General features: G+C 57.2%; 10 protein-coding genes. 7 read left to right on the top strand and 3 right to left on the bottom strand.

The genetic code is table 11. The features are described 5' to 3' along the window. Positions 1–16 precede the first annotated feature (16 nt). Complete coding sequence (locus ACXAH0_RS22375) at positions 17–970, bottom strand: AEC family transporter (RefSeq protein WP_475184618.1); 954 nt, start codon at positions 968–970, stop codon at positions 17–19. A 228-nt stretch (positions 971–1,198) separates the two neighbouring features. Here ACXAH0_RS22375 and ACXAH0_RS22370 point away from each other — a divergent pair, with 228 nt between their 5' ends. The 3 genes from ACXAH0_RS22370 (at position 1,199) to hspQ (ending at position 3,742) form a co-directional block, all read left to right on the top strand. Further along, positions 1,199–2,167, top strand: coding sequence for a lysophospholipid acyltransferase family protein (locus ACXAH0_RS22370; protein ID WP_475195161.1), 969 nt, complete (start codon positions 1,199–1,201; stop codon positions 2,165–2,167). Positions 2,168–2,275: 108 nt separating this feature from the next. After that, entirely contained in the window at positions 2,276–3,307 is a 1,032-nt protein-coding gene (locus tag ACXAH0_RS22365; RefSeq protein ID WP_475195158.1) for an HpcH/HpaI aldolase/citrate lyase family protein, read from the top strand. Between the two features lie 111 nt (positions 3,308–3,418). Continuing rightward, entirely contained in the window at positions 3,419–3,742 is a 324-nt protein-coding gene (hspQ, locus tag ACXAH0_RS22360; protein ID WP_475195155.1) for a heat shock protein HspQ, read from the top strand. A gap of 140 nt (positions 3,743–3,882) precedes the next feature. Here hspQ and ACXAH0_RS22355 read toward each other — a convergent pair whose 3' ends face one another. After that, on the bottom strand, positions 3,883–4,437 hold the full coding sequence (locus ACXAH0_RS22355) for an invasion associated locus B family protein (protein WP_475195153.1): 555 nt from the start codon (positions 4,435–4,437) through the stop codon (positions 3,883–3,885). A 322-nt stretch (positions 4,438–4,759) separates the two neighbouring features. Here ACXAH0_RS22355 and ACXAH0_RS22350 point away from each other — a divergent pair, with 322 nt between their 5' ends. The 4 genes from ACXAH0_RS22350 to ACXAH0_RS22335 all read left to right on the top strand — a co-directional run bounded on the left by ACXAH0_RS22350 (position 4,760) and on the right by ACXAH0_RS22335 (position 10,511). Further along, entirely contained in the window at positions 4,760–6,631 is a 1,872-nt protein-coding gene (locus ACXAH0_RS22350) for an extracellular solute-binding protein (RefSeq protein ID WP_475195208.1), read from the top strand. Positions 6,632–6,655: 24 nt separating this feature from the next. Continuing rightward, the gene (locus ACXAH0_RS22345; protein WP_475184640.1) at positions 6,656–8,287 is read left to right on the top strand and encodes an AMP-binding protein; all 1,632 of its coding nucleotides are present in this window, start codon (positions 6,656–6,658) and stop codon (positions 8,285–8,287) included. Positions 8,288–8,547: 260 nt separating this feature from the next. After that, the gene (locus tag ACXAH0_RS22340) at positions 8,548–9,735 is read left to right on the top strand and encodes a PleD family two-component system response regulator (protein WP_475195152.1); all 1,188 of its coding nucleotides are present in this window, start codon (positions 8,548–8,550) and stop codon (positions 9,733–9,735) included. Between the two features lie 104 nt (positions 9,736–9,839). After that, positions 9,840–10,511 carry a DsbA family oxidoreductase gene (locus ACXAH0_RS22335; RefSeq protein ID WP_475195150.1) on the top strand — a complete coding sequence of 224 codons (672 nt, stop codon included), beginning with the start codon at positions 9,840–9,842 and terminating at the stop codon, positions 10,509–10,511. 506 nt (positions 10,512–11,017) lie between these two features. On the opposite strand, the gene eno is transcribed toward ACXAH0_RS22335, so the two are convergent. Continuing rightward, positions 11,018–12,292 carry a phosphopyruvate hydratase gene (eno, locus tag ACXAH0_RS22330; protein WP_475195146.1) on the bottom strand — a complete coding sequence of 425 codons (1,275 nt, stop codon included), beginning with the start codon at positions 12,290–12,292 and terminating at the stop codon, positions 11,018–11,020. Positions 12,293–12,395 lie beyond the last annotated feature (103 nt).

The following is a 12,395-nucleotide window of genomic DNA, read 5'->3' as shown; positions in this document are numbered from 1 at the left end:
GGCCGCCCGTTGGCCTTTAGCGAATCGGCAGGACGCCGGTCGTGATGGCCCAGATGAAGCCGGTGACGGTGACGATCGAGACGGCCGTTCCGATCAGCACAAAGCTGGAAGCGCGCTGGATATAGGTGCCATATTGCTGGGCGAGCACGAAGACGTTGGTGGCCGGTGGCAGACACGACATCAACACAGCCGTTGCAATCCAGTTCGGATCGAAGCCCCCGATCCAGCTCATCAGCAGGAAGACCAGGATCGGATGCAGGAGCAGTTTGACGCTCAGCACGATCGGCAGCTCCACCGGGATGCGTCCGAGGGGACGCAGCGCAATATTCACTCCCATGGCAAAGAGGGCACAAGGCGCGGCCGCATTGCTCAGATATAGAAGCAGCGTTGATATGGCCTCCGGCGGGCGCAGGTGAAAGGCGGCCGCAGAGACCCCGGCAATGGTGGCAAGGATGAACGGGTGGGTGAAGATCTTGAATGCGATCTGCTTGAACGTCGCGGACAAAGACGCATTTCTGGACCCAGCAAGCGCCATCATCAACGGCGCCAAAATGAACATTAGCACATTGTCGAACGTCAGGATCAGGGCTGTTGGGACTGTCGCTTGTTCTCCCAGAACCGCCAGCGTCAGGCCTGGCCCCATATAGCCGACATTCGAATATGCCCCGGCAATGCCTAAAATGGTGGATTCTGCAATGCTGCCGCGGGTGGCGATCACTCCGATGCAAAAGGAAATCGTGAATACGATGTAGGTTGTGAAGGTGGTGGCCGCAATGAAGGACACATTGGCCAATTCTTCAAACGGGGTTTCGGACAAGAGCCGGAAAAACAAGGCGGGCAATGCCAGATAGACGACGAAAAAATTCATCCAGGACAGACCGGATTCCGGCAGGTCCTTCAGCTTTCCAGCGCCAAATCCTAAAAGGATCATTCCAAAAAACGGTAAAGCCAGAGAGATAACGTCCAGCATGCAACTTCCAGAGCTCGTGTGATGGTCAGTAAGAGGTTTGACCAGCTCAAGATGCTTGCATCTCGCGGAGAGCTTGGATATGGGACCCGTGTCTTGCGAAGCAACTGAGCAGGTTCGCATTCCAATCAGGTCTGGACGGGTCCCGCAAGGGGGGAAGTGGGCGCACTCGTTCCCTTGGAGCGCAACAACCGGTCTTTGTGCGCAGTTTTTGAAAGCATCCGTTGGGATATGACGCGAAAAAAAAGACAATTACAGCAGCCAAAGCGCCTCGCGTTTCAGAACAGGCTGGAAGGCATTGCCCTTAAGACAGCCATCTTTCTGTTCCGGCTTATTCCTGTTGACGTCGCCTCCTTTCTGATGGGGCGCGCCTGGCGTCTGTTTGCCCCCTTCAATGCCCGTCACAAGCGCGCACTTGCGCATTTGGAACTGGCTTTTCCGTCCATGAGCGCGCAGGAACGCGAGGCGGTTGTGCGCGGCATGTGGGACAATCTCGGGCGGGTTACGGCGGAAACTTTCCATATTGACCGGCTTTTGAAGCAGCCGCACCGGTTTGAAGCAGTGCCGGATGCGGTCACCTCGGATGTTTTGGCAGGCAAACATGGTTGCCTTATGGTATCGTTTCACAGCGGCAATTGGGAATTGTGTGTGCAGCCCGCCGTTGAGCGCGGCGTCAAGATAACCGGTGTCTATCAGGCCTTGCGCAATCCGGAAGCGGACAAGGCGCTGCGGGAGTTGCGTGAAGACCTTTATCAGGGGGGGCTGTTGTCGAAGGGGCATGAAGCTGCCCGGAAAATCCTGGCGACCCTTAAAAATGGCGGAGTCGTTGCCATGATGGGCGACCTTCGGGAAGCCCGCGGTATTCAGGTGCCTTTCTTTGGCCAGATGGCCTATGCGAATGCCTTTCCAGCGTCCCTTGCAAGGGCCTGCGATGTGCCCATCGTCGTCGGCCGTGTGGTGCGCACAACGGGAGTGCATTTCCGGGTGGAGGCCAAGGCAATAACCGTGCCGAAGACAGACGACCGGCAAGAGGACATCCGGGTCGCGACAGCCCGCTTTCACGAGATTTTCGAGGGTTGGATCAGCGAGCATCCGGACCAATGGATGTGGATCCACAAGAAGTGGGCCCCGCCCGGCAAGAGCATTGCCCGACGGCAGGCCGAAAGAGAGGCCGCCAAGTCCCGTAGCCGCCTTTCCTGAACGGCAGCCCATTTCCGCATTCGCCTATCGGGGGATGGTTGCAGCGCAGCATAAGCGCTATAGCTAGAACGGGCCTGCTGGCCTGTTTTGGAGGAGGAAGGCAGTTTCATGAAAACCCCGAGCGCATTTTACAAACCCCTGGCCATTGGGGCTCCTGAGCCCTTTCGCGAGATACCAGTTGCGCTTGAGCGGATGATCCATTTCGTTCCACCGCATATTGAGAAGATGCGTTCGAAAGTGCCGGCGCTGATCGATCAGGTGGATGTTTTGCTTGGCAATCTGGAAGACGCCATCCCCGCGGATGCCAAAACCGATGCAAGGCAAGGCTTCATTCAGATGGCGCGGGAAAACGACTTTGGCGGAACCGGGCTCTGGACCCGCGTCAATTGCCTGAATAGCCCCTGGTTTCTGGACGACATTCAGGAGATTGTCGGGGCTGTTGGCGCCAAGCTGGATGTTGTCATGCTGCCCAAGGTGGAAGGTCCCTGGGACATTCACTATCTTGATCAGCTTCTGGCCCAGTTGGAAGCCCGGGCGGGTTTGTCAAAACCGATCCTTATTCATGCCATTCTGGAGACTGCCGAAGGGGTGAAGAACGTCGAGGCCATTGCAGGAGCCAGCCCGCGCATGCATGGCATGAGCCTCGGGCCGGCGGATCTGGCCGCCTCCCGGGGGATGAAAACGACCCGCGTCGGCGGTGGTCATCCCGACTATGCGGTTCTGTCTGATGCGGACGGGTCCGGCGCCCGGACACATTACCAGCAGGACCTCTGGCACTACACGGTTGGCAAGATGGTTGATGCCTGCCTGTCTTTCGGCCTCAAGCCGTTTTATGGGCCCTTTGGAGATTTTTCCGATCCGGATGCCTGCGAAGGCCAGTTCCGCAACGCGTTCCTGATGGGATGTCTGGGGGCCTGGTCGCTGCACCCCAGTCAGATCGCGATTGCCAAAAAGGTCTTTTCGCCGGATCCGGAGGAAGTTTCCTTTGCCCGGCAGATCCTTGATGCCATGCCCGATGGCACGGGTGCTGTGATGATTGACGGGAAGATGCAGGATGATGCCACCTGGAAACAGGCCAAGGTGATTGTTGATCTGGCTAAGCTGGTTGAGGCCAAGGATGGCGAATCGGCCACACACTAGAGGTTTTAGAATTTCGCAAGGCCTCTTGTATAGTGTTTTGCTTTACAGTGCTTGCAAGCAGGATGCTGACACGGTATCCCGGCATTGCATGCAGTAGGCGGACAAGTATCCATGCGAACGGCAAAATTTAGAATTGGTCAGGTCGTCCGGCACCGGATTTACCCCTTTAGGGGCGTTATTTTCGATGTTGACCCGACATTCAGCAACACGGAAGAATGGTGGAACGCCATTCCTGAGGACGTGCGGCCTGTGCGCGACCAGCCTTTTTATCATCTTCTCGCGGAAAACGAGGAGACGGAATATGTCGCCTATGTAAGCGAACAGAATCTGGAGCCGGACATGACGGGAGAACCCGTGCGCCATCCGCAGGTGGAAGAGATCTTTGAGGAACAGACTGACGGGTCCTATGTGCCGCGCAGCGTCGAGATCCACTGACGCGCGTTTTGCCCTCTGTTACCATCGCTTAGAACCAGAAAAGGCCGGAACACTTTGTTCCGGCCTTTTTGTTTTATCCGAAGCGCCAGGAGCAATCCCCTAGATAAGAGAACTGCTCCAACGCATCACTTTCGAAGCGTTTATTCGCTCGCTTTTTGCGCGTCGATCAGCTTCTGGCGGGCTTCATCGGCCCGCTTCTGCAACTCGCTCTGCAGTTCTTCCTGACGCTTCTGCAGCTCGCCGACATCCATCGGCGCACCGTCATAGACCTTGGTAAAGCCAACCAGGGTCATCTTGAAGACGATTTCCTTGGCCTGCTGGTTATACGGCGCAACCCGCATTTCACCACCCTGTTTCATGGCATTGATGAACGTGTCGTCAATCGCCATTTCGGCGTAACAGGCATTGGGTGCACAGATGCTGTATTTGGCTGTCACAGGCTTGCTGTCATCGATCTGGATGCGCAGTCCCGGCTGCAGCAACACACCGACGGGCACGGCCACGAGCAGCTTCTTACGGGCTTCGCCGGCGACTTCCTGAATTGCGATGTTGCTCAGGAACTGACCGGTATTGGTGCGCAACTCAATCGAAATGAAGCAGATTTCCTTCTTCGTATTCGGATTGGTGTTACATGCCTTCGTCCAGGGGCTTTTAGCTTCCTGAGCGATTGCTGGAGCAGCTGCAAAAGAAGACAAGGCTACGAATGCCGCCGTTGCGCATCCCAACAATCCTCTTTTCAAAACACTCGTCATCGAAACGTCCTCAATCGTGCGTATGCGAAATCTTCGCGTTGTTCTGAGCCATCCGGATCATATCCGCAAGGCCCGTTCGAACCTAAGATCCGTAAAACGCAGGTAACGCATCGAATTGAGGCGAGAGGGTGACCGATTTGCAACGCATCGATCGGGTTCGATTCAAATCTGAATATCTCGGTCTTTGGCACTTGTTACGGGCGCGTTCGGGCTGGCCTTGTGTTACCCTCGGCTCTGAGAATCAAGGAACTTTCCGGCAATGGTGATGCGTTTGTTAGCGTTTTTAGCCTCTCACACCTGCCCCCTGCGCCTCGGGCTGCGGGGGCTTGCCCTCGTCTGCGCGGGACTTTTTGCGGGCGCCGGACCGGCCCTGGCGAGCGATGAAACCGTTCCCTGGACCCATGCAGTTTCCATGCATGGATCCCCTGCCCTTGGCGTTGACGAACCCTTTCCCTATGCCAATCCGGACGCTCCCAAGGGGGGCATCTTGACGCTTGGTGTCCAGGGCACCTTCGACAGCCTCAATTCCTTTATTGTTCAAGGGGGTTGGACCTCCGCAAGAGGGGTTCGGGAACGGCTATTCGGCAACAATATTCTGGAAAGCCTGATGGTGCGCTCCTATGCGGAGCCGTTTTCACTTTATGGCCTGATTGCCCAACGGGTCCGCATGCCCGAAAGCCGGGAGTGGATAGAGTTTGAACTCAATCCAAATGCGCGCTTTTCCGACGGAACGCCTGTGACGGTGGACGATATCATTTTTTCCCTCGACATCATCCGGGACAAGGGACGTCCGCCCTACCGGAACTGGTATGCATCTATCAAAACCAAGGAAGTGACTGCGCCCAACCGCCTGAAGCTGGTGTTTGAAAACGGTGACAACCGGGAGCTTCCCCTGCTGATCGCTCTGGCGCCGGTGTTCTCCAAAAAGCACACGGATGCAGAAAATTTCGACAAATCTTCCCTGACGCCGCCAATCGGATCCGGACCCTATGTCTTCAAGGAGATCACGCCGGGCCGTCAGGTGATTTACGAGAAAAACCCGGACTATTGGGCGAAAGACCTGCCGTTGAAAGCGGGTTTCGACAATTTCGATCAGATCCGGGTCGAGTATTACCGGGACGAGACAACCCTTCAGGAAGCTTTCAAGAAGGGGCTGATTGATGCGTTGAATTTCCGGGACCCGGCAAGATGGGCCAAGGGTTTCGATTTTCCGGCGGCCACCTCCGGCGACGTTGTCAAGATGGAGATCCCGCGCGGCGTGCCCGCGCCAATGCAGGGAATTGCCTTCAACACCCGCAAGGAACAGTTTTCCGATGTAAGAGTGCGCAAGGCCTTGCGTATGCTGTTCGATTTCAAGTGGGTGAACCGCAACCTCTATTTTGGCCTTTACACGCGGACCGCCGGCTATTGGGACCATTCCGAGCTCTCCTCGATTGGCCGTCCGGCGAGCGAGCGGGAAATGGAGTTGCTAGCTCCCTTCCCCGGTGCGGTCGATCCGGATGTGCTGGCCGGAACCTGGCGGCCGGCGAATGGGGATGGCTCCGGGCGGGACCGCAAGGTGCTACGGGCCGCTCTCGCCCAGTTCAAGGCCGCCGGATATAGCCTCAAGGAACGCAAGCTTATCAACGACACGACAGGCCGACAGCTGGCCTTTGAAATTCTTGCCAAAAATGAAGATGAGGAAAAGCTGGCCCTGGCCTATGACCGGACGGTTGAGCTACTCGGCATCAAGGCAAGTGTGCGCAGCGTTGACCCGTCTCAATTTGAGGACCGCCGGACAAAGCGCGAGTTCGACATGGTTTTCAACACCTGGAACGCGTCTCTTTCTCCCGGCGCAGAGCAATATGGGCGCTGGAGCACCAAAGCCGCGGACGCCAAGGGGTCCTTCAATTTTGTTGGCGCCCGGGAACCGGCCATTGATGCGTTGATTGATGCGATTGTCGGCGCACGCAGCCGGGAAGCGTTTGTGGACGCGGTCAGGGCATTTGACCGGGTCCTGATTTCCGGCGCCTATGCGGTGCCGCTTTATCATGTGTCTGCGGATTGGGTCGCCCACTGGAAAAGGGTTCAGCCGCCGCAGCATCATTCCCTTTACGGACACGAATTTGACACCTGGTGGTCAGCGACCGCTCAATAATCGGACCAATGGACCAAGAAAGATATGAAAGTCACCCAAGACCATCTGATCAACGAGTATCACGAAAGCGGAGCCTGGTCCGATGTACCGCTTGACGAACTCTTCCGAAAAACTGCACAGGCCCATCCTGACCGGCTTGCGTTGGTGGATGCGCCCGACAGGGCCAAATGGACCGGCGGCGAGCCGCGTCGTCTGACCTATGCGGAAGCCGATCTGGAAATCGACAAGCTGGCCGCTTTTTTCAGCACGGTAGGGCTGTCGTCGGACCATGTCATCGGTGTGCAGGCGCCCAACACCGTCGATACGGTTGTGGCGGTGCTTGCGGCCTTGCGGGCAGACCTGATCATCTCTCCCCTGCCGCTGCATTGGCGCCAGAAAAATGTTGTCGAGGCTCTCAATTCCATCGGCGCGAAAGGCTTTATCGCTGCCGACCGAGTGGAAACCCGGGATGTGGGGGCCGCCGCACGCGATGTGGCAGCAGAGCTTTTTTCCCTGAGATTTGTATTTGGCCTTGGCAAGGAAGTGCCCGATGGTTTGATCGAGTTAGGGCCGATGCTCGCCGAAATGGGAGACGATCTGGTTTTCACCCCGCAGCAGCGCCCCGATCCGGCGGATCATACCGCAACCATTTGCTGGAGCCGCAGCGGCGAGGAAAATGTGCCTGTCAGCCGGTGTCACAATCACTGGATGGCAGCGTCCCAGATGATCGTGAATGAAGCGCATATCCAGGATGGCAGCTCCTTGCTGCTTCCCTATTCACTGAGCGGCTTGACCGGGCTAGGCGGTGGACTGGTGCCGTTCCTGATGACCGGCAGCACGCTTCATCTGCACCATCCTACCTCTCTGGCAAATCTGGCGGCTCATGCCAACGACATTGCAGCTGATGTGGTGCTGACGCCGGGGCCGCTGGCTCAAACGCTGGACCGCAAACTGGAAAGCTCGGATACAGCGGTTCTGGCTGCCTGGAACATCTCGGCCCCCCACCCGACGACCTTTGTGGCGCGCCGCAGGCTGGTGGACGTTCAGATTGCCGACGAATTTGCCCTTGTTGCCAAGGCGCGCGGACCGTCGGCCAAGATGAAGGCCACTGCGCTGGGAAAGCATAGCGGGCCGAACGGGTGTGAAAGCGGGCCAGCCCTTTTGGAAATTGACGTTACCGGAGAGAGCGACGATCCAACTCAGACCCTTCTTGTCAAGGGACCAATGGTTCCGGAAGTCGGATGGCATACGCTGAACGGGGATCAGCGCCGGGTCCGCTGGGAAGGCACCGGGTTCTTGAACACCAATATCAAGGTGGAACGGGTAGATGGGGGGATTGCCGGATTTGGCATTCCTGGTGTCTATGCGCTCGGAACAGGCAATCTTGAAACCATTGATGTAATTTATTCAAGCTATCCGGGCATTCGCGAGGCTGCGGCCTTCATCGTGGAAGATCCGGTTCTGGGTGCGCGCATGTATGCGGCCCTTGTGCCGGAGCGCACCAATGTGCCGGATGCGGCTTCGTTTTTTGCCTACCTGGATGCGGAGGGCGTGGATCTTGCGAAGATCCCGCATCGGGTACTGATCCTGCAATCCTTGCCGCGCAATGCCGACGGAACCATTTGCCGGGATAAATTGACGATGCGCACGCAGAGACTTCCGGCCGCGGTCGCCTGAACCTGGCATCTGCCCGGCCTGAAACGGCCCGGCAACAAAAAGGTGATCAGGATCAAAGCGCTCGTGTCGTTTTTTGCGTTCACAGGAACGCATCATGTTTTAGACTGCTCGGACGGTCTGGTGGGGTATGTGACCATTCAAAAGGTTTGATTTTCAATATTGAGCTTTTTGGAGCGTCCGTTAAATGGCTTTTGTTTAACTTCCTTTGCGGACTGCGCATTTGCGGATCGAAAACAGCGGGTGCCTTATGGGGATTGGGCATGGATTATGAAACGTCACTGTCGTGGCGCGGACCTTACTGGTATGCAGGGCGGCGTCCCAGGCGCAGCATCCAATCCGGGGGGCCGGAAGATCTCGATATTTCGCTTCTTGACATGTATGAACGGGAAAGCCAGCTGCCCACAGCGTTGCCTGCCGCCATCGTCGTCGATATCGCCTCGCTTGAGATGGAGGCCCGCGGCCCGTTTTTTGAATGGCTGATTTGCTGCTCCTCCTTGCTGCCCTGTGAGGTGCCGTTTTACATTCTGACCGATGGCCAGGATGTTCTCCCTGACGGAGTGTCGGCAACGGCGATCATCGACCGGGTTGTTCCGGATGACGTTTTACTGATGCTTATCTGTATTCATCAGCGCGCCCTGATGCGGTCTGAGGAAGCGCAGCTGCGGCGCTCGATCTTCGGCCGCATCCCGGGCTTTGGATCTGCTCCGCACCATTCGGGAACCAGCAGCCTGATGGTGGTTGGGGTCAGTGGCCGCTTTTTGGAGTGGCAAGATGCCGGGGCGCAGAAGGTCGAGGTGGTTGGCGCGTTTGATGGCAAGATGGCGGTGGAATTCATGGCCATGCGGGCGTTCGACGCGGTTGTGATTGATGCGTCGTTTGACGATGCCATTGAAGCGATCCAGCAGATCCGCCGGGACGCGCGCTTTGCAGGGTTGCCGGTTCTGGCCGTCTGTGAGAGCGAGGAAGACACGGCGCTTTTGTTCCGCAACGGTGCCTCCGATGTTCTCGTTGGCGATAACCGCACGGAAACCCTGGTGCAGCGGATCACGGCAGCGATCAAATTCGGCAAACGCCGCCGCCTGGCGGACAAGGTCCTGGCAGAAAGTCAAGTTTGGCTGCGCCGGCAAATTGCCGAAGGCGGTCTTCAAGCGGAAGATTATTTAAGCTATCTTGAGACTTGCAGCAAAGCTTTGGCTGTGCGCGGGCTGGACTTGTGGGAGATGCGGCTTCAGCCGGACAATTTCGGCATCGAAGTGGCCTCAGACGATGATCTTGAGGAGATTCATGCCACATTGCTGTCGATTGCGGATGCCACAAGCAGGGACGAGGATCTTGTGTGCCTGGTGAAGGATGTCGGGCCGGTGGCCGTTCTGAAGAACGAAGCCGGCACGGCGCGGCTCCAGAAACGCATCCATTCGATCCTGAGCCATACCGTTCGGGACCATTAGCCGGCAAGATACCTCTGTTTCCTGTTGGCTTTGGTAAGGTCAAGAATGGGGAATATCATAACTTTGGCCAACGGGCTTGGCCGTGAACAACGCTTGGATCTTCTATGAATGAAACGCCTCCGCTGACGGTTGATGTGGTATCGGATGTCATGTGTCCCTGGTGCTATATCGGCAAACGCCGGCTGGATGCGGCATTGAGATCCTTGCCTCAGGTGCCTGTGCAGGTGCGCTGGCACCCGTTTCAGCTGGATGCCACCCTGCCCCGTACAGGCAAGGACCGGCAGCAATATCTGAACGACAAATTCGGCGGACCGGACCAGTCCAGAGAGGTTTACAGCCGGATCCGGGAGGCCGGCCGGGAGGACGGTATTGATTTCGCCTTCGACGCCATCAAACTCTCGCCCAACACCTTGGACTGCCACCGTTTGATCCTGTGGTCCCGTGCTGATGATGTGCAACATGATGTGGTGGAACGGCTGTTCCATGCCTATTTCGTCAAAGGGGAAGATCTGACACAGGCGGAGACCCTGGTCCGGATTTCCGCAGAGGCCGGGATGCAGTCGGACCTGGTCGAGCAGCTGCTGGAGATGGACACGGATCTGGACAAGACCGAGGCTCAAATCGCAAAGGCACAGGAGATGGGCGTCTCAGGCGTACCCTGTTTCATTATTGACGGCCGTTTCGTGCTGGCAGGGGCAGAGAAGGCGGAAACCCTTGCAGCCGCCATCCTGCATGCGCAAGAGACGCGCACCGATCCGGATGCCGGGATGGAGTAATACCATCCACAATTGATAGAGACCGATCTGACCGGTGTTGGAGGTTTTTCGGCGAAGCACAGATCAAGGCGCAATACGGATATAGGGCAAGATCTGCAACAAGATCATCCGCTTCTTATCCGTTGGCGCATGAGGTCTCATAGCTGATCGCTCTTACAGCGGCTAGAGCTTTTTGGTCTGTTCACGAGCGAACGATTCTCTGATCGAAAGGGGGCGGGCAGCAGCCTTTGGTTGTGTTTTCCAACCCGTCTGACGGTGTTGCGATGTCTGAACGGCCAACCAAGGCCATCTTGCACACCGCGCCTTGCCTGCAAGCTGGAAAATGCCATCAAGTAGGTCTCTATCGAATTTGATTGGTATGATCCATCGTTCTGGCGCCAAATCTTCTGGCTTCGTCAAGTCTACGCCATCTGCCCGAGCTGCGGCCAGCGATGCAAAAGGCAAAAAAACCCCGCCGGAGCGGGGCTTTTCATATCGGGCATCTTTGGCCGAGACGGGACGGGGCTTTAGCCCTTCAGGACGGAGCGGCCGGCATAGACTGCCTGCGGCCCGAGTTCTTCCTCAATCCGGATCAGCTGATTGTATTTGGCGAGCCGGTCGGAGCGGGCCAGAGAACCGGTTTTGATCTGACCACAATTGGTCGCAACAGCCAGATCAGCAATGGTTGCGTCCTCCGTTTCCCCCGAGCGGTGCGACATGACGGCGGTATAGGCGGCTTTATGGGCAGTTTCGACAGCGTCGAGGGTCTCTGAGAGGGTGCCGATCTGGTTGACCTTGATCAGAATGGAATTTGCGACCCCAAGATCGATGCCTTTGTTGAGGCGCTCGGAGTTGGTGACAAACAGATCGTCGCCGACGAGCTGGCAAGTATTGCCGATCAGATCCGTCGTGGCTTTCCAGCCATCCCAGTCGTCTTCTGCAAGGCCGTCTTCAATGGAAATAATCGGATAGCGGGATACAAGATCCCCGAGATATTTGGCCATTTCTTCAGGTGCGAGCGTCTTGCCTTCGCCTTCCAGAACGTATTTTCCGTCCTTGAAGAATTCGGTCGAGGCAGCATCCAGAGCAAGATACACATCTTCACCCGGCTTGTAGCCTGCGGTTTCGATGGCTGTCATGACAAACCCGATGGCCGCATCCGTGGATTCCAGATTGGGGGCGAAACCGCCCTCGTCTCCCACATTGGTGTTGTGGCCAGCCGCATTCAGGGATTTCTTCAGGGTGTGGAAGATTTCCGAGCCCATGCGCACTGCGTCAGCGAACGAGTCTGCGCCCACCGGCATGATCATGAATTCCTGGAAATCGATCGGATTGTCCGCATGGGCGCCGCCATTGATGATGTTCATCATCGGAACCGGCAGGGTTCTGGCTGAAGTGCCTCCGACATAGCGGTAAAGTGGCAGGCCGGATGCCTGGGCCGCAGCCCGTGCAACGGCCAGGGACACGCCGAGAATGGCATTGGCGCCAAGGCGCGCCTTGTTGCTTGTTCCGTCCAGACCGATCATGGCCTGGTCTATCTGGAGCTGGTCCTCGGCGTCCAAACCGCCAACCGTTTCAAAAATTTCGCCGTTGACGGCTTCCACCGCCTTGGCAACCCCCTTGCCCATATAGCGGTCACCGCCATCGCGCAGCTCGACCGCTTCATGGGCGCCGGTGGAGGCGCCGGAGGGGACCGCTGCCCGGCCGAATGAACCGTCTTCCAGGAAGACATCGACTTCAACAGTCGGATTGCCGCGGCTGTCAAAAATCTGACGTCCGACGATATCGATGATGGCGGTCATGGAAAAACTCCCCTGTCGCATGGACCTTATAGACTGAGCGCCGGCGGAAAGGCCTGCACATGATGGACCGGCGCGCCGGTGTTGATATTGGAGCCTTTCAGCT

Source organism: Roseibium sp. AWQ4_290 (assembly GCF_056160985.1).
This window is presented reverse-complemented; position numbering and strand designations above follow the sequence as displayed.

Bases quoted from the DNA above. Each gene is read 5' to 3' on its own strand.
- ACXAH0_RS22370 (WP_475195161.1), top strand. From the start codon at position 1,199: ATGACGCGAAAAAAAAGACAATTACAGCAGCCAAAGCGCCTCGCGTTT.
- ACXAH0_RS22335 (WP_475195150.1), top strand. From the start codon at position 9,840: ATGAATGAAACGCCTCCGCTGACGGTTGATGTGGTATCGGATGTCATG.
- hspQ (WP_475195155.1), top strand. From the start codon at position 3,419: ATGCGAACGGCAAAATTTAGAATTGGTCAGGTCGTCCGGCACCGGATT.
- ACXAH0_RS22375 (WP_475184618.1), bottom strand. From the start codon at position 970: ATGCTGGACGTTATCTCTCTGGCTTTACCGTTTTTTGGAATGATCCTT.
- ACXAH0_RS22340 (WP_475195152.1), top strand. From the start codon at position 8,548: ATGGATTATGAAACGTCACTGTCGTGGCGCGGACCTTACTGGTATGCA.
- ACXAH0_RS22345 (WP_475184640.1), top strand. From the start codon at position 6,656: ATGAAAGTCACCCAAGACCATCTGATCAACGAGTATCACGAAAGCGGA.
- ACXAH0_RS22365 (WP_475195158.1), top strand. From the start codon at position 2,276: ATGAAAACCCCGAGCGCATTTTACAAACCCCTGGCCATTGGGGCTCCT.
- eno (WP_475195146.1), bottom strand. From the start codon at position 12,292: ATGACCGCCATCATCGATATCGTCGGACGTCAGATTTTTGACAGCCGC.
- ACXAH0_RS22350 (WP_475195208.1), top strand. From the start codon at position 4,760: ATGCGTTTGTTAGCGTTTTTAGCCTCTCACACCTGCCCCCTGCGCCTC.